The following is a 20,037-nucleotide window of genomic DNA, read 5'->3' as shown; positions in this document are numbered from 1 at the left end:
CCTCACACAAAACGCCAGCGATAACTTTGTATCAATAGAAGATGTTCATCATCTTCTATTGCACTAGGTTGCCATGCTGAAAAATAATAAGGGTTCTTTGTCGTACTGTTACTTAAAGCAATTCTTTTTTCTCGGGTGAACTCTAAATCTGAGTCACCTTTATGAATCAGAACTGTCGAATGATTAATGGGTTGTAAATGAAGCTTATCCTCTTTCCAGTTAATGTTGAGCAAAGAATCGGCTTGGTCCCATAGCTCAGTACCATATGGGGCTGAACTAAAACTCAGAGTCCCATCTCTGTTAAGGATGCGACGATTGTTTAGTGAGTGGAATTGGGTGTTGCCATCTGCTTCTTCCACAATAACCTGCTCAAAAATAATAAAACTACCAGGTTCAGCTTCTTGATCGCAAAATGGACAGCTTTGAGATTTATTACTCGTCTCATAGAAAAATTGATGACGGCAATGTTGGCAATCCAAAGTTTGGTCAGTTGAGCGTTGCAGTACACTTCGCCATTCAGTCAAAGATGGTCGCAATAATGGGTTTTGTTTGCCATCTTCAAAACAACGTTTAAAAAGTTCAACTATCTGATCATTCGCAACCATACTTAATGGAATGCCACCAACCGACTCATTAGAGTCATCACTAGAATCGTATATCCAAGGTAATTGTCCTTCAAAAGCTTGTTGCTCAACAATTTCAGGCTCTCCATCTTCAACATACAAACCTTTAAAAGGATGTTGATGCGTCAATAATTCAAATGCGATGACCGCAAACGACCATGCATCTGTTAAAGAATTAGTGTTTTGTTCATTTCTAACCACTTCAGGTGCACCATAACCAGGTGTAAAAAGGTGAGTAGAACCTTCACTTTCATTAAAACAAATATTGTCACAATCAATAAACCACACTTGTGAATGTGCTACGCTCTTTGACACAAAAATATTCTCAGGAGATAAATCTCCATAAGCATAACCTCTTGAATGAAGCTCAGATAAAGTTGATGCGATCTCTAATAACAGACGAATACGCCTACCAACACTACCTGTATTTAAATACTGCTCAGTACTTTCATTATCTTGAAGATCATTAAAGCTTTGCTCTAATACATCTTGCAATGAAATGAGTCCATCCATTAATTCCATTACATAACCATGCTTTGGCTTTGTAATGGCAATTTTTGGCAATGCCAAATTTAAACCACTAATATTTTGCTGACTAATCCATTGTATTTGTTTTATAGCTTTATCAATTTTAGCTTTGTCTTTAGTGTTAATAATTTTAACTAAAGTGCCAGGGCGATCTGTACTGCACACCATTCCCTGTCCGCCTTCACCAACTTTACCTGTCAGTACATATTCATTTCCCTGACTGTCATAAACAATTTTCTTTCTACTTTTTGTCATTTAAAATTACCATCGCTAAACTTTTATCATCCGTGTGAAAAGGGGTTGGCCAGCTTACAAACATATCTTTTAAATGCTTCTTTACTCGCCTAGGTGACTTATTAGAGGAATAGGTTGCCAGTGCTTCAGTAAATTCGCAGTGCTCAGTAATGTCTTCACTAATACCATCTGTCATCAGCAATATCGCCTTATCTTGCGCCGATAAGGCTCCATGACCAACAGTCCAATCGCCATATTGCTTCGATAAGCCCAACCCTGTAGTTAAATTAGAAAATTCATCAATTGATGTTTTGGTATAGTTTTTTTTTGTAGTACAAATCACCCCATCACCCAATTGAAAAAACCTGAAACGTCCTTGATGATCTCCCCAAGCAATGAGTACAGTGGTAACAGCATCATTTGGTTTTATTGCATGCTGTTTCAGTGTATTAAGCCAATGCTGATAAAATTCAGCGATCACTGTTTTAGAAGGAGCATCAAAATCAGACTTTTTAAGTACGGCTTTAATCGATTGGATTGCGATAATGGAGCCAATATCTGCATGAATTCTCGAACCCATGCCGTCACAAACAACGATTGCCCAATATTCATTACTAATGAAATGACCAATCGCATCTTGGTTAGGTAAATTATCACTAATATGTCCGGGACCAATAACAGAAGTCTTAATAAGCTTCAACATTGCTTAGAAGTCTAATTCGAAATCATCTTCAACAAGTTCGCCTTCTGCAACTTCAGCAAAATCGAGTTTCATTGGCTCGTTAGGCGCCTGACTTTTTGAGTGATTAGATACACTCATAGTCACTGCACGAAAAAAACGATGGATATCACTAGCATTTTTGGCATAAAAGAGAGGAGCTTCTATGTCATTATTAAAATCACCTAACACACTATCATCAGCATCAGCGCCAATAGATAAGGCTAAACGGGTTGCTTTTTTTGCTCTATCACTATTTATTAGTTCATTGAATGCTGAACTATAATTATCGGTTGGATGTCCATCCGACAATAAAATAATCACAGGGCGATATGATCTTGATGGAAGTATCTCTTTATTTTCAATTAATTCTTTTGCTAATAAACACGCTTGACCAAGCGGGGTTCCCCCAGTGGCTTGTAACTCTTCAAGTTGCTCAATTTGATAGGCGGGAGTTAAATCTAAATGAACTTCAGCTTGGCCACCAAAAGTAATAACAGCAACATTAATCTCAGCCCTGCTTCTACCTTCTTGGGCGAAGCTTTTGATCATATCTTTTAAAGATTGATTAAGAGAATTTATTTTTCCATCGATAGACATGCTACCGCTGGTGTCAGCTAAAATTATTACAGGAAGTGCGCGGGGTTTATTTGCTACAAATTTTTTTAGGGTCATAATTATTCCGTTATTCCGTTATTTGGTATGATTTGGATTAACTGCATGATGAACTATTATTCTCAGTATGAAGACTTCACAAGCTTAAGAAGTGTGAGTCATTTACATGCAAAGAAGTAAGAATCAATTTAACTGAAGTGAAACATATGATGAGTTATATTCTTCTGATATCCATATTAGTTAATGCATCCTATTTACACGTTCACTATCCCCTAAAAAAACATTAATTACTATTGTTTTAAATCAATATTTACCTATCTTTACTTGCAGTTACAAATATCACCACAACAACAAACTTAATAACAAACTTAATAACAAACTTAATAACAAACCAAAACATTATCCAACATTTGTATGGTGTAAATTAATTCAAATTTAAAAGTTAATTGACCACCATTAGTCTTTAGGGGGTGATAGATAAAAATTTCCACAGTGTAACTGCATTTTAATACTTGTATGGGGTAAGGATAATGAATAGAAGAAACCTTAAGCTGTTGCCTCTCTGATTAATACCCTTATCTTACGGCCCTATTCAATGTTTGATAAACCAACGAAAAGCCAGAAAAAATAAAGTAAGGTAATTGACTTCACAAGCTTGCAAACTCTAAATTAAATAACTAAGTCTATAAACTTCTGCTTATTGAAAGGCGCTGTTTAGCAAACACACCTTTATTTTTTAATAATGTAGAGGTAAGTAAATGACTTATAATTTTTCGCATTTAGCAACGGTTGATCACATGACCCATATTTCTAATTTGGAAGGTATTTTGGCAAATGGACTTTTATCACATAATAACCCTTATCAAAAAGTTGATATTAGTAATGAAGCGGTAAATCGTCGAAGAAGTTCACGTGAGCCTATATATAATAAAAGCTTACATGATTATGTTCCTTTTTATTTTAACCCTAGAAATGCCATGTTATACCGTAACCAGCAATGTTTTTCTAATGGTTTAATCATAGTGTTAGGCTTTAATACAAAAATAATTTCCACACCTGGTGCTGTTTTTACTAATGGTAATGCTGCTCGAAGTGACACTTGTTTCTCTAGTGAAAAGACCTTTTTGGAGACATTAAACTGGGATAAAGTTTTTAGTCCGCGATGGGTGAATTATGGCCAACATGACGAAAGTATTAAAACAGCTATGATGTCTGAGCTATTAATACATGGTGGTGTTAGCATTGATGATTTAGAAGTCATTTTTTGTGCTACTAATGAGTCTAAGCAATATATTGAAAAAAATATGAACATTGCTAATGTTTCTGTCGAAGTTTGCCCTCAGTTATTTTTTTAGGAGTTGTAATGATACATATAAAAACGGGAAATATTTTTTCAACTCAATGCCAAACTATTGTTAATACGGTAAATTGTGTTGGGGTTATGGGGGCTGGTATTGCTCTTGAATTTAAACTTAGGTATCCAAAAATGTTTAGTTTGTATCAAGGGCATTGTGCTAACGGGCAATTAACCCTTGGCCGTATATGGATTTATAATGACAAACAAAAAAATGGTGCTTGCTCTAGGATTTTAAACTTTCCGACTAAAAACCATTGGAAAGATCCATCTTCTCTTGATGATATAAAATTGGGTTTAAGCAAGTTTATCGCTACTTTTAAGGAGAAAGGTATCACTTCTATTGCTTTTCCTTTACTTGGTGCAAGTTTAGGGGGCCTAAGTGAAAACGACGTTGTATCTTTAATGAAAGAGTCTTTGGCTGACGTAGAAATTGATATTGAAATTTGGCATTTTGATCCAACTGCCGAAGATGATTTATACCCTCACTTTTATCACAAATTTATTACTTTAACCGATGAAGAATTAATACATCAATCAGGGTTAAACTTAGGAGCAATAAATAAAATAAGAACCGCCCTTAAAGAGCCTAATATCAATTCATTGAATGGCTTACTTAGCGTTAAAGGTATAGGTAAAACGACCGTAGAAAAATCGTTCAAATTTATTATGGATAACAACTCAAACACAACGAATTCTCAAGACCCGGAAGAGCTATCTTTATTTTAATCTTTTATTAGCTAATGAAGCATATTTTTTTAAACATGTATGCCAAATACTAAGTAATCAGCATTTGTTAGTGCTGGTTTTCAAAATAATTAAAAATTAAGTTATCTTATAACTATCCTTCCTAAAGACTAGATACTCATGTTAGTTTATTCACTAACTAGTTGGGTATTAATGATAGGCAGTTACACAGACTTTGTGACAGAATCATCCTTTTAAGGTTTGTGGGGCATATAAAATACCCCACTGTATTACACGATACTACCAACCCATATGAATAAAGATTTCATCCTCATTCCAATAGCGTTTATTACCTACATAGCAAGGCTTTGGGATTATAGCTTGGCCTATGCGGCGGCGAAGTGTAGATTCTGAGATATCAAGACGGTGCATAACTTCAATCGCATTGATATTTTTCGATGTGTTCTCGTTCATAATGAACTCCGTTTCAGTAGAAATTAACAGTCGACATCGTGTCAACTGGTGACTAGTTTCGTACCAGTCAGTAATATAATAACTTATTATTTACCCGATCTCGTTTTATTTTCATTTTATTTAAAATAGTTTTTTTCTTAACAACTAAAGTTGTTAAGCATCAGCAGTATCTTCATAAAAAAACCGTGGTTCAGCTTAAATAAGTATTTTATACTTTTGTACTCATCAATTTATTGCTACTTGAAAAACCAAACTTCTCATATAAAGAATGCGCATCATCAGTTACAAGCAACTGAAATTTACTTTTCCATCTTGGGTCATTAACTATCGTATCTACTAACCACTTCCCAAGTCCTTCAGTGCGATGTTTCGAATCAATAATTACATCTGAAATATATGCTACTGAGGCAAAGTCAGTAACAACCCGACCAAAGCCGACTTGTTTATTATTATGAAATAATGAGAAACAAATGCTGTTATTAATAGATATTTGAATAGTTTCAACATCCCTATCATTAGCCCAATAAGATTGTTTTAGTAGTGATTTAACTTCATCAATTTGAACTTTATTTCGGTCATCATAAATATAATAATTACCTTTAGAGTACATTTATAGCCTCGAAAACGTTGGTTGATTTATTAACAAAAAGTCATGGTTATGACTTAACGAGTACTAACATTTCTTGTCTCGCTGAAGGATTATCTCTCATCTGACCTAACATTACAGAGGTTGTCATTGATGAATTTTGCTTTTCAACGCCACGCATCATCATGCATAAATGCTGTGCTTCAATAATTACACCTACACCAGTAGAACCAGTTATTTCTTGTATTGATAAAGCGATTTCTCTAGCCAAATTTTCTTGAATTTGCAAACGCCTTGCGTACATATCAACGATCCGTGCAAACTTTGATAACCCTAAAACTTTACCGTTCGGGATATAAGCAATATGGCATTTGCCAATGAATGGGAGCATATGGTGCTCACACATCGAATATAACTCAATATTTTTTACAACAACCATTTCATCTGCTTCAGACTCAAATAATGCGCCGTTTACGACTTCATCAATATTTTGATTATACCCTTGAGTTAAAAACTCCATAGCCTTTGCTGCACGCTTAGGGGTATCTAATAGACCATCTCTACTAATATTCTCGCCAATTTTAGCAATAATCTCTCGATAGTTATTTTCTATAGTCACTTATTTATTCCTAGTTCTAATTAATTATGACATTGAGACTCAACATACTCCCAAAGAGTAACATTTGGATCTTTGTTTTCTCTCCATGTTGGAGAAGATAATCGTTTATCTAAATAGATTTCTAAAGCATTGAACAACTGAAAAGCTTTTTCATCACTTTCAGCAGAGAAAGTTTCAAAAAAACTATCTTCCAACATATCTAGAGTTTCAAAATCAATAACTCCATTGTTCATTGCCCAATGGATAGTTATTACGGGGATAGTATTTTTTCTAATACTAACAGGCATTATTGAATCCATACTTATGTTTAAGTCTAATGCAGCCAGTTTTTTATTTTTTAATACCAATGTTTCTTTTTCTCTAAAAGACTCAACCAAGTCATCAAATGCTTTTTCCCGTTCAGATTCAGAATAACTAGGAACTAATCGACAAAACTTCACTGCTTCTATCGCTCGATTGTTCGATTGTTCCCATAAACAAATAGTACTTTTCTTAAAAAGCCTTTATTTAATGAAAAAGATTTACTCAAGTAGTCAAGCATACTTATGAAACTGGAAAATGTAAGGCCGTCAAACTCAAACTTTTCATCGTTTGATATATTTTCAATAGCAATTCCATCAACACATAAGTCCCCACCGCTAAAATTAACCCTATCCTTAGCAATTAAATACATTGGCCAACCACTTTTTTTAAACCCGTTAAATGCACTACCATTTAAATCGGATTCTTGCAGTTCCAGTTCTGTCCAATTTGCCCCTATCGATAACTCTTTAGCGCTACGTATTACTATTTTGTCTTTGATTAGTTCTCTAAGCTTTACTAATGAATTAACTTCTTTATGACACTGGTATGCTTTACATTCATCACAAATTGGCATATTGACTAAATAATTACTTGGAGGTTTTGATAGTTTGGTTTCAATTGTTTGATGAGAATCTTCTCCACAGAACCAACACTTGAAACGACAATCGAACGGTATATCTATATCTAGCAGATCCATGCTTCACTATTCCTTTAAATTAACGCCATAAACTGCTCTATTTTTTCTTCAGAAACTACATTAATCATTTCGCGAATTGAATTATGCTCAACTTCAATACCTAATGCTTCTTTTGCCATATTTATAGCTTCTTCTTTACAACCGTGATGATCACTTTGCAAAGTCAAAATAACTTTTACAAGCACTTTCTTTTGTTCACTATTCATTATTTCACCACTAAATAAATTTCAACCTTAATGCTATGGACACTATAACAATCCTTCTAAATTTAACAATCGATAGTAGTGGCTGGAGGTATAATTCTAGTGTACAATGCTGTTTTTATTGACAGTGAACTAACCTAGAAAAACTATGCATACAGCTATATATAAAGACTTTACGTTCGAAGCAGCACACAAATTACCCAATGTTCCCGAAGGACATAAATGTGCAAGGCTTCATGGGCATTCATATAAAGTAAGAATCCACCTTGAAGGCACTGTAGACAAAGATTCAGGTTGGTTTATAGATTTTTCAGACGTAAAAACAATTTTCAAACCAATTTATAACCAATTAGATCATTATTATTTAAACGATATTAAAGGCCTAGAGAATCCGACAGCTGAAGTTATCTCGAAATGGATCTGGGATAAATTAAAGCCTGACCTACCAGAACTTTCAGCCATTGAATTGATGGAAACTTGTACTTGCGGTGTTATTTATAAAGGTAAGTAACTTTGAAAATCCACTTAATCACTAACTGCACAAACCTTAAAAAATCTAGTATTCAGGGTAAAGTGACATTAGAGAACTTAATAAGAGAGAATAACTCTCAAAGTATAGTTAGTGCTTGGCTTGAACAGCTTGAAAATGCTGTTCAAAAGGTTCCAGCAAATGAAGTTTATGCTGGTGACCATTGGAAGGTTGCTACAAGCATTGTAGTTCCAAATCTAGACTTGTGGGTACTATCCGCAGGTTATGGATTAATTCATAGTTCATCACATATTGGCTCTTATGATGCGACGTTTTCAAGTGGAAGTGAAAATTCAATAAATAGAACAGGATTATCGAATAGTGAATGGTGGAAGAATTTACATCAAGTAAGGAATAGCGATAATTTTAAGTGCCAATCGCTTCATTCATTGGTTTCAACGAACGTTGATGACGTGTTTTTTATAGCTACCTCTCCTGATTATTTAAGAGTAATACAGGATGAACTAAAAGAGTTAGTTTTAGATAAAAAGCTTACAAATAACAACCTTTTTATTATTTCAAGTAAGCATAATATAGATAAAATACTCATGCCCTATTTCTTAGAATCCAGCGCTGATTTTTGTAGCACCCTAAAAGGCGGGCGAGTGTCTTTAAATATAAGGTTAGCAAAGTATTTATTAGAGCAAGGTAGTGTTAAAGAATTTAGCCCTAACCATATTATTGATAAATACAATCACCTTCAAAAAACATCGGTGAAACTACCCGTTAATAATCGTCAAAAGCTTTCTGATGATGAGATTAACAACTTTATTATAAAAGAGTTAGAAGTTAATCAAGGATTTAAAACATCAGCAACAATGTTACTGAAAAGACTAAGAAGTAAGAACTTAGCGTGTGAACAAAAGCGATTTACTAAGCTATTGAATAAAATAAAACTCCAATAATTTTTTATAACTATCCATAATACATAGGTTTAACGTGACAACTTTTAATTATTATTTTCCAGACAACTTAGATTTTGTCGACCCTAAATTTAATGGTATTACCAACGAAAAAACCAAGCATCATCGTAAATATGATGATGATGCCTACCCACATGAAATATTAAAAGAATTACCTTACAACGGTATGCTTGTTTCATTAGCTGGTGTTGGCACTATGCAAAAGAAAGGTAAGTACTACACTCAAGAGCTCACTGAAGACTTCTATTATTATGGTGCTAAGAAATTTCTAAGGTTAAACCAAGATAAATTTGAGAATGTCTTGCTTATGGGTGATTGTGGCGCATTTGATTATGTAAATGAGCCTGAGCCACCTTTCACAATTGATGAGTTAATTGAATTCTATGACCGTGGAGGATTCGATTGCGGAATATCACTCGATCACATCGTATTCCCTTATGCCAAGGATGATGAAGCATTAAAAGGTATGGACTACGCAGATATAAGAGAAGCAGAGCGTAGAATAAAGATAACTCTAGATAATGCCGAGCTATTTTTAGAGCGCTCTAAGGTTCTTAATACTTCTAAAGGTAAGTCTTTCATTCCTTATGGCGTAGCTCATGGTTTTAGCAAAGAGTCTTTTATTAGCTCAGTGAAAAAACTAGAAGAGATCGGATACACTCATATTACAATTGGCGGTATGATCAAATCAAAAACGCCTGACTTATTAGATTTATTAGAAACCCTCTCTTCTATTAAAAAGAAAGAGACGCAATTTCACTTACTGGGAATCTGTAGATTTGAGAATATCCCTGCATACGCAAAATATGGTGTAACTAGTGCAGATAGTACGTCCCCACTAATGCAAGGCATTAAAGCTGGCAAATACTTTGAATTCAATAATGATGCTCATGAGCTTATTCAATCCTTATCAATAAGAATCCGTCAATGTGATCATGATAATGTTCAAAAATTAATTGATAAACATCGCCATGAAATTCGAAGCCTAGTAGTTAAAATGCTAAACAATAATGAAATTGATATAGACCTTTCCAACAATGCACTATCTACAAATGAATGTGTAAAAAGGCTTGAAACTGATTGTATTAAAAAATTAAAACAATATGACGTAACCGGCGAACACTTTGACGCTACATTTAAGGCGCTAATGGCTTATGAAAAAGTAACTACGGCAGATCATTTAGCAGAAATAACGCCAGTTAAACAAGCTATCCTAAACAAGGACAAGTTAAGAGTTAAAAAGTTTTTGTTAGAAAGGCCATGGAAAACTTGTACATGCGGAGTTTGTGAAAGTGGAATAATGAACATCATTTTTCGCTCTAACCAAACAAACCGTCGCAGAGGTATACATAACTTAGCGATGGTGACAAAACATAAAGATAAAGTTATTAATGACATGAAAAGTACGATGATTAAGGCTAATAAATAATGAAACCAGTCATTTTAAAAATCCAAGTAATTAAAAAAGTTGTTAATAACGTCACTGTATTTTCTGGTTGGGTAGAAGGCAAAAAAGTAAGAGATATCGCTAAAATCGTCCATATAACAAGGGAAGGTAAATATATCCATGGATATCAAAGAAGCGAACTACCAAAACATATTGAGTCTATAAAAGATTACGTTGAATCTCCTAAATCTACTATTTTGGCAAATCTCGTTATTGGGTTTAATAAGTCTGTAACTTTTACTCCGTTAGATGGACAAACTGAGTTCGGGCATTTGGAAGTTCCATACTTCCCTGAATCTCCATCACAAGAGTTACCTGGTTCGATTGTAGATGGCCAACAACGCTCCGGAGGAGTAAAGAATAGCTTTCATGATAGCTACCCTCTCCCGGTTTCTATTTTCATCTCTGAGGATGAAAATGACTATATTCAGCAATTTTTAATTCTGAATTTAGGCAAGCCATTAACATCAGTTCAGTTAAATGCTTTAGCACTCAATGATGACATTTATAAGCCTCCAGCATTAGCTATAAAGGCCTTTCCTCTATCTATTTCAGAGGAACTTGGTTTTGGAGATAATAAAAATGGAACGCCTCCTTTAAAAGGGCTTATTAAATCAAATGGCAACCCTTTAGGAAAAATTGCTGAATCATCAATTACTGAGTTTGTTTCTAACGTCGAAAGAATGATCTTGAAGTCTATTAACGTAAGAGTTCATCAAGACTTAACAAAAGAATCAAAGCAGTTGTTTGCTCAAATAATTAATAACTTTTGGATAGCGGTTACAATAGTGTTCGAAAATGAATGGAAAAACACCTCTAAAAGCATGAAAGATACTTATATCATTCATGGAACAAGCATATTTGGTTTCTCATTTCTATGTCGCCACATGATAAGAGTATTTCTCGAAGACAAACCTTTGAACACAGTAAACATCCCCACTATTGAATTTTTTACTCAAGAATTAAAGCTTATATCTAATAAATGCCATTTCAGTAAAACATCATGGAATTTGGGACTTATAAGAAGTGATGAAGAAGGTGGTGATGATATAAAGTTTTCTCGAAGGTGGCATGATTTTCAAAATACGACCTCAGAGAAGCAGTTATTTGCAGGAAACTTATTAAAAATTTATGAAGTGGCTAAAGGGTTTAAGACAGATTACGATGTTTACTTTAGCTAATTAGGAAGGGAATTTAAGAAATGAAAAAGCTTGTTGTTATATATTCTGGAGGCATGGACTCTTTTACTGCTTTAAACAAAGCAGTAAAAGAAGGTTTTGACGTATATGCTTTGTCGTTTGACTATGGTCAAAAGCACAATAAAGAACTGATATATGCGAAAGATGTTTGTGCTGAACTGAATATCCCACACAAAATTTTAGATATAAAATCTATCTCAACATTATTTACCAGTTCGTCACTAGTTTCTGACGATATTAATGTCCCTGATGGCCATTATGAAGCCGATAATATGAAATCGACTGTGGTACCCAACCGAAACATGATTCTCATCTCTTTAGCCATTGGTTACGCTGTAGACATCGAAGCAGAAGGTGTTTGGTATGGTGCGCACTCTGGTGATCATTTAATTTACCCCGATTGTAGACCTGAATTCGTCAAAGTTATGGACCAGGCATCAAAAGTAGCTAACTTTGAACCTGTATATGTTCATGCGCCTTATCTAAAAACTGATAAAATTGGTATTTTAAAAGATGGCATCAAAATGGACTTAGACTACTCAAAAACATGGACTTGTTATAAGGGGTTAGAAAAAGCCTGTGGGACTTGTGGTTCCTGTGTTGAACGACTTGAGGCTTTTGAAGTCAACAAGTCAATCGACCCAATAAAATACAGTTAAGCAGGACTAGTATAAAAAATAGTCTAGAACATCCAAATATATTTATAGACGGCTGGATTACCCTTCACCGTCTATATTCTTATTTATAGACCTCACAATTGACGGACTCGCCTTTCCATCACACATTTATTAATAGACGATGCTAAATTTAAGTAATAGATTCCAAATACTTGGATTATTAGTATGCAAGTATTATGAGTATCTTCCCCCTTACAATAGCAATAGACCTACGCTTTATTGGTTATTGATTTATTCAATTCGAGCAATCTAGAATACAGCTCAGCATACTAGAACTTCCTTTACCTCTAGGCTGTAGTAAAGGCCTATTTTTTCTCTCTGCTTTAATCGCGTAGAATGCTTGATGAGCGGAACTTAGCCAAGAAAAAATGAAATAATCTGATTCTCTCGCCAAAACTTTCAATTTTTCAGTTGCTACCTTATCACTGTTAATTCGTACATCTGCATCAGGAAATAGTTCAAGTAGCTTATCCCTTACTCGATGCGCTACCGACTCGGTCAAGGTATAGATTGCTATTCTCTTACCATTAAGATCTACGGTCGATATCTGCTGTTCTTCACTTCGTTCATTTGGAACCGCCACCTCAGGTATAGCGAGGGGTACACCAATCTCACAACAAAGCTGAATTAACGCCTGCCATTGAGTGTACGAATAACGCAAAGGACTTACCGAGAATGAGTTGAATACCGAAAGAAATAGCTCTTCACGATCCGATGCTTTGAGGCAGGGATACAAAACAAGTAATTCAAGCATATCTAGCCAAATATCTGCAACTGACGAACCAGCACCGCATGCACCTTGCATTAGTGTCATATACTCAATCAGAACACTGTATTCTTTAGTGGTTACTGTTCCCTGTAAACATCCACGAGCAAGATCAGTCACAAAAATCATATCCTCTTGAGAAGTGTTTTCATCCAGAGCCAATAACTCGATCAAAATCATCCACACCGATTGCCATCGATTGCTTGACTCGCGGTTGAACAACCATGTCGCCAATGATGTAAGATGATCTCGTAAAGCCTGAGCAGCACGTTGGTCGTCACTGCCCGCACAACACTCTATTAATTCCACAAATCGAGCACAATTCATTGCCTCTTCTGACCAATGCTGTGAGCCTTCCTCGGCAATTGCTTTTGCCCCCCGCCAATTTGGATCTTCAATTAGTTGAGCAAGCCAATCATGCCAAGTGGTGATTTCATTACCTTGTCCCTGCAACTGTATGCGTACTTCAGAGGCAAATTTCGCGTAAACAGGTTTCCCTAATAACTGCTTCTGTAACTCTTCACTCAGTTCATTTAACAAGCTATTTGCTTGCTGAGCCGCCTCGGGTGAAGCTAGATACGAAGCACATTTTAGGGCAAGAGCTACAACTTTTTCTCTAGGAACATCGATCCATTGGCCTTCCACTAATTCATCAATCACCAATTGAGGATCTTCATCCGCCTTCAAACTCAGATGCTGAAAATCATCTAACGTTGTGGCCTGTGAATATTGAGAGGCAACCGTATGCTCAGGTACTTGCTCTTGTGGATGGGCAAACTCAGCCAACAACCTATCGATCCACAATCGGTCTCCGTCAGAATGACACTGTACACTTTTAGCTAATTTATCCGCTTTACGACGTGCTAGCTTAGGATCGATATTTTTATCTGACAGTAACCAAAGAAGGTACGCTTTTACCGCATTTGGTGAGGTTAACTTCTGTGTAGTTAAAAACAGCCCTCGATATGACTTAGCAAGATTCGACTCAAACAACTGGCGCTGCCCATCAAGATCTTGCTGTACTTCCATGCCAAACAATTGATAGCCGTAGACCGCTTCAATCAAAGCTTCGCTTAGCACGCGGGGTCTCGGTAGATCCATTACAATGCGTAACTTGGGGTGGTCGATGATTTTTTCCCAATTACCATCAATCGCATAGCAGCGTAATTCTAGGAACAACTCGTTTTGCTCACCAATACCACCCGCACGACGCAACTCAGTTAAATATTGATGTGCACGTTTACCATCCTGACGATAGAGCGCGATATTTATATCTCGTAAGATACGCCCACGGTGTCGAACCAAATTTAACCTTCGCGCTGGTCGACTTGCCAATTGCTTACGCAATATCTCAAGTGCATTAAAGACTTGCCGAATACGTTCCTCTTTTTGCTTATCTTGGGCCGTGACTGTGAAACGGAATACTTTGAATGACCGCAGGCCTGAATACGCCTCGATCATAGCCAATTCAACCGAATCGTTAGGATCAAGGTGATAAGGTTGATTTACAAAGTCAGTATAAGAATCCCCCACATGAGCGATCAACAACTCTCCCAGTTCAACCAGGGCAGGTTCAGTGTCGGTAAGTGCATACCAGCACATCTCTCCATTAACCATTTCTCTAGGCAAAATAACTGGAAACCGCCCTTGGACAACGTTGTCTATCCAAGGTTCGAGTTTAGCAAGTACCTCCTGTTCTAAGGTTCTGTTATAAATTTTTGACCACGAAATAGGGGAGTTTTCCGGATAAAAACGCTGAAGAAAGTTGTGTTTTTGTGGAATGCTCATGATACCCCTCCTTCTGCCATCACGTCAGAACCATAGTATTTAATGAAGTGTAATTCAGCATCAGCAATGGCCTCTTTACCAATATCTAAGTTGATTTGCTCATCGTTAAATTCAACTCCACCACGGGTCAAATTCATTGAGCCATTTAGGTAAAAGTTGCTACCTAGGATGCCCTTGGTATGCAATTGGTGTTTACGTACTATCATGAGGCGATCACTTACCCCATAGTTATGAACTCGCTCTTTAAGTTGGCGCAAAAAGCGATCATTATGAGAGTCATAATTTGTCACTAAGTTTAAACGTCCTCCGTTAGCAAGCATTCGACTAATCAATTCGGTAATCTGCACCATACGTTGACCCCATGCAGGCTCAACGTAATCAAAGTTTCCTGTTCGGTTGTCTAACAATTCTAAGTCTGTCACCCAAGGAGAAACCAACCAGAACGTCGAACTTGGCTGGATCACCTCTGTCACAAATAAAGAACTGAGTACATCTAGGATCTCATTCTGCCGAGATATTCTCGATTTAAAAATACGTCTTACGGTCACTGTATCGCCTCCACAATTTCTAATTGGATATGTAAGTCTTGCTGATCTCGACGCACAGCAGAAACGCGCGGGTAGAAGAACAACCCATACATATCAACTGGCTTAACTAGAAGTTCAGCAAGTGCACTACTGATTTTTTGATCAGGTGTTGCGACAAGTTCACACCGCCCCTTCATTTCCAGTAAGTGGTGACATTTTTCTAGCCAATCAGGTTCTGAGTACGCGACGGTTGCACAGATTTCTCCAGTAAACGCCTTTACCAATAAACGTTCTGTAGGTCCGGCAAAGGCGTAGGGGTTGTAATACGTAAGATGAGCATCACGTACAACGTAACCTCGAGGCCAAATTAAGCCATTAATAACGTTAAATCGCCAAGTCTGAGCATCGCCTTGTACTTGCGTAGCACCTGGCAGTTTATTATCTAACACTGTATTCAAAGAACAGCAAAAGGCATAAACACGCTGTGGTACTTCAATCCCTAAGCGTGATTCTTGTGCGCGCCAGTTATGTTGCAACTCATGCAGCAATTCATCTTGCAATTGGTCGCTTTTGGGACGCAATAGGCGAGTATTCACTGCAGACATGAAGCTATGACTGGTCATAAAGCCACTCTTTTGCAGAGCACCAAACAACTCATTCTGAGCACTAAGTTGGCTTTGATGATCACTAGCATTACGCATCGTCTGCATTCTATGCATCAGCGTCGATTCATCTTTCAATTTTTCAAGTAACAGAAAGATATGGTTATCCATCACCTCGTAATCACCAGCGCGAAGATTGAAGTCTAATAGCTCAAAGAAACGTTTTGGGTTTTCACCATAAACTTGCTGAATTCGCTCAATGATGCCACCACCACCCACTGTGGTTTCGGATAGCCAAATCTCCATAGAGTTTTCTTTCAATTGCTCACGGCGTGCCGGACCCGGATCAAGATCCAATACAATATCTTGCTCATCAGCATCTTGACACAGTTGCATCGCAGTTTGCTTCAAAGCCCCACCTAATGTATTTTGGAAACATTGGTTAACCCACTTAAGCCATGAGTGATCAGGTTGATCCCAGAGAAGTTCTGCCCATTTCACTAATTTAGCGAGAACACCCGATCGGCTTAATAGCTCACTTAGATTCTGCTGTAGATCCTGTTCTCCCTCTTCACCCACAACACCAGGAAGCGTTTGAAAAATGCGAGTAGGAATATCTTGTAACGGTACTTGTGCACTGCCATCAACTAGAGCATTACATGCTTGCTCTAATGTACTCTGGCTCAATACCGCTTCACAGCAAAGGCCAGCAAGCATAGATTCAGCCAACCAGCCCCCCAAGAATACATTCTCAGTGAGTGTACTATCGTTACGAACTTCATCAATAAAACGCGCGGTGCGTATCCCAGCTAACAATTCGGGGTCTTGCTGCAATATATCCATATCAAGCTTTGGAAGTTGGCAGCGAAAAGCAACCGCATCCACCCAAAGTGAGAATGCAAGACTTGCTGGTTTGTCTTGATGCATAAAAGCAAAGTTAACTGAAGCACTTGGCGTATCGCCTTCAAACTTCAACTCAGCTTTCGAACCTGTGGTGAGTCGAATGACTTCAACTGGACGATGCTTATGGTGCGTAAAAAACTCAATGCCACTGAAAATATTACGCCATGCATTGCGCTCTGGTAACTCTGCAGTATCACGATCAACGGGCGGACGAATCTCTGTATGCCAATTCAAAAATGCTTGGGTAGTATCAAGTAAGCGCCACTCTGTGGGTGGCGTTGAAGCCTTAACCTCATAAGGGCGATAGCATGGGATAGTTTCAACCCCTGCTCCTGTCTCAATCTTGCACTCCCCCATCAGGTCTAATCGTTCTTCAGGGCAATAGTCCGTAATAGGAAACTGATAGTCTCCCGCAACAGGCACAGTAAAATTCTGTGGAATCACCCAGTGTTTCTGCATGATATGATCCATAGCGAAACGCTTACTAACACGCCCAGGGGCAAAGTCACGCATCCCTTGTAGAATTGGCATCAGTGGCGAACCGTCATATCCGCTCTGATTTCCTCCTGCTAGGTTGATTTCCAACTCAGGAAGACACAAGTCGTTAAACAACGCCGATGGCAAAAACTCAGGCATAGGAGCATTTTTTCGACAATTATCCGCCTCCTGTTCACCATTTTTCTCCCAGTTCGTAGTCAACCTGCGCAAAATGGTCGGTAGGAATGCGGTCATTATGGCCCGAGGAGGTTGCCAGAAAATAGAGTCCAATAAACGATTATGCTCCAGATTAGAAGAATTTAAACCCAGTGCTTTACTTACGAACTCCACCAACTCGCTTGAACGACTTGGATTAGATAGCACTTCTTCAACTTCCTTCTTAACTGCACCTTGGCGCTTCGATCCTCTTTGGGGACATGACAAGTCGTTCCATAGACCGCCTCTAGATGAGGTTGATACAACACTAGAGCGTTGTGATAACCAATCCATAGTTGCAAATGCAGCCTGAATTCTCATAACATATGAATTATGTACTGGTAATCTTCTGGCCTTCAATTCAGGATTAAATAGATCTTCATAAGATTGAAACGCCATGCGATCACGACCATAATCTGAGAGTACTACTACCGTCCAAGGACGCATCTTTCTTTGACGCCCAGCACGACCTTTACGTTGCAAAAACTGTGCATTATCACGTGGTGCCTTATGCTGAATGACTGCGCCAACTGTTGGATCGTTAAAACCAACCTCTAGCGATGCTGTTGCAACAATCACATCCGCCTCTTGGTCAACACCCGCATCTTGTGAAGAGGTTCGCTTTACGTTCGCTCGATCGTCGGTATCTAGACTATGGCCGATTTGGTTCGATAACATCCAGTTTTGACCAAATTCAAACTGTTCATCATCCGCTGTCACTGGTGAGCGCAGAGATGCCAATGGTTGTTTACCTGCATTAACACTGCCATTGGATTTACGTCCTTCGGCATCTAATAATTGAAAATACAGGCGATTAATAACATCAATATCATCCGTAAACACAAAACTACGAGTGCCGAACAGTCCGCTACTCTTAGGATCCTGCCCGTTATCCATAATACGTTTTACTAACATAGAAGTTTGAATCGTAGTTGATAGTAGACTAGAGCTGGACGCAGGATCACCACGCAACGCAAGCATGTATTCTGCGCCTTCTTGCTCCATCTCACCCTCTGCCGGACTCACCTCAGCAACGAAATGTTCTTTTAAGCCAGTAAGAGAAGCAAAGAAGCGTGGTGCTTGCTCTAGTGTTGCAGACAAGCCCACAAAATGTGGCTTGCCTTTGGACAGATGGCACCAACGTCTTAAAAGCATGGCCACCTGTGCACCTCCAACTCCACTGTAAGTATGAACTTCATCGAGCAGAATTAAGGAAGGCGCTTTTATTCGATCTCCAATACCAAAAATATGCCGAGTATTCGGGTTCCCCATATGCCTATTGAGCATCTCTGTTGATGTAAACAGTAAGTCAGGCGGACACTTATGCATGCTATTACGAGTCAAACTGATCTCATCTGATTCTATGGTTTGACTACAAAACTCACAACTTAAACGTTCGTCCCCATTATCACGATCAGAGTCATGCCAAACCATACGTCCTGTACAGCTATCATCAGGACACGGGATATATTCACAAACGACGCCACCGGGAATATTCCTCCACCCTTTTTCCATTTTATCAACGGAAAATGCTGATGTAGGCGCCATGCCAAAATAAGCACCAATGCGAATTTTCGGCACACCTTTATCTATCAAACTAGCATCCAGTTTGCGTACCTGACGCCAAGTCTCAATAAACTGATCTTTAAGCAGTTCATTACGTGGGTAGATAGCTAGGGCCTGCACATGCCCTCCACGTCGTGTAATTTTCTCGTTGGCAATGTGGGTCAGTGCTGGTAAATAAAAAGCCAGTGTTTTACCACTGCCCGTCCCCGCACAAACAATTGAGCCAGAAGGTCGCTTACTACGAACTCCAAGTAGTACACTCTTACAAGCACGCAACTGAAACGCCGCTAGGTCATAGTAACTAGATTTATTGCGCAGTAATTCTTTTAATAAATCACCCTCGGATGATGACAATCCAATGCTATTCCCCAGTGAGTTGATCACATCATCTATCGATAAATTTCGCTGAGGATACTTACGCTTACGGCGCATGAAGCGATAGTCCGAGACTAACGTTGCCGCTTGTTTCCATGCATCACCCTTGGCATGCTTAGGAAACATCTGACGGAGCGTGCTGAATAAACGAACACCCTCCGCCATGCGTGAACGATAGCGTTCTTCACCTGACTCAACATCTGCCCATGACACTATTAAACCTTTCGCAAGCATTTCATCAATCACATCATAAGGGTCTTCAGCTTCGCCAACGATGGACTCAATAAGTTCAATTAACTCATCTTCACTAAAGTAACCCTGTGTATTACCCCATGTCAGCAGTGCTGCCTCCCGGGTTTCTAATTCATCCAGAATTGGAACAAAATACGCTTCCATGTTTA

At 38.0% G+C, this 20,037-nt stretch carries 19 protein-coding genes; 7 read left to right on the top strand and 12 right to left on the bottom strand.

The genetic code is table 11. The annotated features are described in order from the left end of the window. Positions 1-2 precede the first annotated feature (2 nt). The 3 genes from H4J38_RS06785 to H4J38_RS06775 are packed head-to-tail and all read right to left on the bottom strand — an operon-like array spanning position 3 to position 2,778. Positions 3-1,406, bottom strand: a complete 1,404-nt coding sequence (locus H4J38_RS06785; protein WP_182130763.1) for a protein kinase domain-containing protein — start codon at positions 1,404-1,406, stop codon at positions 3-5. After that, positions 1,393-2,088, bottom strand: coding sequence for a PP2C family serine/threonine-protein phosphatase (locus H4J38_RS06780; protein ID WP_182130761.1), 696 nt, complete (start codon positions 2,086-2,088; stop codon positions 1,393-1,395). The genes H4J38_RS06785 and H4J38_RS06780 overlap by 14 nt, the downstream gene beginning before the upstream one ends. Positions 2,089-2,091: 3 nt before the next feature. Further along, positions 2,092-2,778, bottom strand: coding sequence for a VWA domain-containing protein (locus tag H4J38_RS06775; RefSeq protein WP_182130759.1), 687 nt, complete (start codon positions 2,776-2,778; stop codon positions 2,092-2,094). A 698-nt stretch (positions 2,779-3,476) separates the two neighbouring features. Here H4J38_RS06775 and H4J38_RS06770 point away from each other — a divergent pair. Next, complete coding sequence (locus H4J38_RS06770) at positions 3,477-4,073, top strand: DUF4433 domain-containing protein (RefSeq protein WP_182130757.1); 597 nt, start codon at positions 3,477-3,479, stop codon at positions 4,071-4,073. A gap of 8 nt (positions 4,074-4,081) precedes the next feature. After that, positions 4,082-4,801 carry a macro domain-containing protein gene (locus tag H4J38_RS06765; RefSeq protein WP_182130756.1) on the top strand — a complete coding sequence of 240 codons (720 nt, stop codon included), beginning with the start codon at positions 4,082-4,084 and terminating at the stop codon, positions 4,799-4,801. A 258-nt stretch (positions 4,802-5,059) separates the two neighbouring features. On the opposite strand, the gene H4J38_RS06760 is transcribed toward H4J38_RS06765, so the two are convergent. The 6 genes from H4J38_RS06760 to H4J38_RS06735 all read right to left on the bottom strand — a co-directional run bounded on the left by H4J38_RS06760 (position 5,060) and on the right by H4J38_RS06735 (position 7,644). Beyond that, positions 5,060-5,233, bottom strand: a complete 174-nt coding sequence (locus H4J38_RS06760) for an AlpA family transcriptional regulator (RefSeq protein ID WP_182130755.1) — start codon at positions 5,231-5,233, stop codon at positions 5,060-5,062. A 208-nt stretch (positions 5,234-5,441) separates the two neighbouring features. Further along, complete coding sequence (locus H4J38_RS06755; RefSeq protein WP_182130754.1) at positions 5,442-5,843, bottom strand: GNAT family N-acetyltransferase; 402 nt, start codon at positions 5,841-5,843, stop codon at positions 5,442-5,444. Between the two features lie 46 nt (positions 5,844-5,889). Then, positions 5,890-6,438: a GTP cyclohydrolase I FolE gene (folE, locus tag H4J38_RS06750; protein ID WP_182130753.1), complete on the bottom strand. Its 549-nt coding sequence runs from the start codon at positions 6,436-6,438 to the stop codon at positions 5,890-5,892. Between the two features lie 20 nt (positions 6,439-6,458). Then, on the bottom strand, positions 6,459-6,878 hold the full coding sequence (locus H4J38_RS06745; protein ID WP_182130752.1) for a hypothetical protein: 420 nt from the start codon (positions 6,876-6,878) through the stop codon (positions 6,459-6,461). Positions 6,879-6,883: 5 nt separating this feature from the next. Next, a complete protein-coding gene (locus H4J38_RS06740; protein WP_182130751.1) occupies positions 6,884-7,438 on the bottom strand; it encodes a hypothetical protein in 555 nt (184 codons plus the stop codon). Between the two features lie 14 nt (positions 7,439-7,452). Next, a complete protein-coding gene (locus tag H4J38_RS06735) occupies positions 7,453-7,644 on the bottom strand; it encodes a hypothetical protein (protein WP_182130749.1) in 192 nt (63 codons plus the stop codon). A 145-nt stretch (positions 7,645-7,789) separates the two neighbouring features. Here H4J38_RS06735 and queD point away from each other — a divergent pair, with 145 nt between their 5' ends. From queD to queC, 5 genes are read left to right on the top strand one after another with little or no spacing between them, the layout of a single operon-like run. Next, on the top strand, positions 7,790-8,152 hold the full coding sequence (queD, locus tag H4J38_RS06730) for a 6-carboxytetrahydropterin synthase QueD (protein WP_182130747.1): 363 nt from the start codon (positions 7,790-7,792) through the stop codon (positions 8,150-8,152). Between the two features lie 2 nt (positions 8,153-8,154). Then, positions 8,155-9,075, top strand: a complete 921-nt coding sequence (locus tag H4J38_RS06725) for a hypothetical protein (protein WP_182130745.1) — start codon at positions 8,155-8,157, stop codon at positions 9,073-9,075. 34 nt (positions 9,076-9,109) lie between these two features. Further along, a complete protein-coding gene (gene dpdA, locus H4J38_RS06720; RefSeq protein ID WP_182130743.1) occupies positions 9,110-10,522 on the top strand; it encodes a tRNA-guanine transglycosylase DpdA in 1,413 nt (470 codons plus the stop codon). Continuing rightward, positions 10,522-11,721, top strand: a complete 1,200-nt coding sequence (locus H4J38_RS06715; protein WP_182130741.1) for a DGQHR domain-containing protein — start codon at positions 10,522-10,524, stop codon at positions 11,719-11,721. The genes dpdA and H4J38_RS06715 overlap by 1 nt, the downstream gene beginning before the upstream one ends. A gap of 20 nt (positions 11,722-11,741) precedes the next feature. Further along, positions 11,742-12,398, top strand: a complete 657-nt coding sequence (gene queC / locus H4J38_RS06710) for a 7-cyano-7-deazaguanine synthase QueC (protein WP_182130739.1) — start codon at positions 11,742-11,744, stop codon at positions 12,396-12,398. A gap of 253 nt (positions 12,399-12,651) precedes the next feature. On the opposite strand, the gene dpdD is transcribed toward queC, so the two are convergent. From dpdD to dpdJ, 3 genes are read right to left on the bottom strand one after another with little or no spacing between them, the layout of a single operon-like run. Then, positions 12,652-14,970 (bottom strand): protein DpdD, encoded by a 2,319-nt coding sequence (gene dpdD, locus H4J38_RS06705; protein ID WP_259365421.1) that lies wholly within the window; start codon positions 14,968-14,970, stop codon positions 12,652-12,654. Beyond that, a complete protein-coding gene (dpdK, locus tag H4J38_RS06700) occupies positions 14,967-15,518 on the bottom strand; it encodes a phospholipase D-like domain-containing protein DpdK (protein ID WP_182130735.1) in 552 nt (183 codons plus the stop codon). The genes dpdD and dpdK overlap by 4 nt, the downstream gene beginning before the upstream one ends. Further along, entirely contained in the window at positions 15,515-20,032 is a 4,518-nt protein-coding gene (dpdJ, locus tag H4J38_RS06695; protein ID WP_182130733.1) for a protein DpdJ, read from the bottom strand. Before dpdJ ends, dpdK begins: the two co-directional genes overlap by 4 nt. Between the last annotated feature and the right edge of the window lie 5 nt (positions 20,033-20,037).

It is taken from the genome of Colwellia sp. BRX10-3, from assembly GCF_014077505.1.
GTDB lineage: Bacteria > Pseudomonadota > Gammaproteobacteria > Enterobacterales > Alteromonadaceae > Cognaticolwellia.
Note: the sequence above shows the minus strand (reverse complement) of the source record. Positions and strands in the feature narration are given on the sequence as shown.

What these genes read in the sequence shown, in the direction of transcription:
- H4J38_RS06765 (WP_182130756.1), top strand. Translation starts at nt 4,082, where the DNA reads ATGATACATATAAAAACGGGAAATATTTTTTCAACTCAATGCCAAACT.
- H4J38_RS06775 (WP_182130759.1), bottom strand. Translation starts at nt 2,778, where the DNA reads ATGACCCTAAAAAAATTTGTAGCAAATAAACCCCGCGCACTTCCTGTA.
- H4J38_RS06760 (WP_182130755.1), bottom strand. Translation starts at nt 5,233, where the DNA reads ATGAACGAGAACACATCGAAAAATATCAATGCGATTGAAGTTATGCAC.
- queD (WP_182130747.1), top strand. Translation starts at nt 7,790, where the DNA reads ATGCATACAGCTATATATAAAGACTTTACGTTCGAAGCAGCACACAAA.
- dpdJ (WP_182130733.1), bottom strand. Translation starts at nt 20,032, where the DNA reads ATGGAAGCGTATTTTGTTCCAATTCTGGATGAATTAGAAACCCGGGAG.
- H4J38_RS06735 (WP_182130749.1), bottom strand. Translation starts at nt 7,644, where the DNA reads ATGAATAGTGAACAAAAGAAAGTGCTTGTAAAAGTTATTTTGACTTTG.
- dpdD (WP_259365421.1), bottom strand. Translation starts at nt 14,970, where the DNA reads ATGAGCATTCCACAAAAACACAACTTTCTTCAGCGTTTTTATCCGGAA.
- queC (WP_182130739.1), top strand. Translation starts at nt 11,742, where the DNA reads ATGAAAAAGCTTGTTGTTATATATTCTGGAGGCATGGACTCTTTTACT.
- H4J38_RS06770 (WP_182130757.1), top strand. Translation starts at nt 3,477, where the DNA reads ATGACTTATAATTTTTCGCATTTAGCAACGGTTGATCACATGACCCAT.
- H4J38_RS06740 (WP_182130751.1), bottom strand. Translation starts at nt 7,438, where the DNA reads ATGGATCTGCTAGATATAGATATACCGTTCGATTGTCGTTTCAAGTGT.
- H4J38_RS06715 (WP_182130741.1), top strand. Translation starts at nt 10,522, where the DNA reads ATGAAACCAGTCATTTTAAAAATCCAAGTAATTAAAAAAGTTGTTAAT.
- H4J38_RS06785 (WP_182130763.1), bottom strand. Translation starts at nt 1,406, where the DNA reads ATGACAAAAAGTAGAAAGAAAATTGTTTATGACAGTCAGGGAAATGAA.
- H4J38_RS06780 (WP_182130761.1), bottom strand. Translation starts at nt 2,088, where the DNA reads ATGTTGAAGCTTATTAAGACTTCTGTTATTGGTCCCGGACATATTAGT.
- H4J38_RS06755 (WP_182130754.1), bottom strand. Translation starts at nt 5,843, where the DNA reads ATGTACTCTAAAGGTAATTATTATATTTATGATGACCGAAATAAAGTT.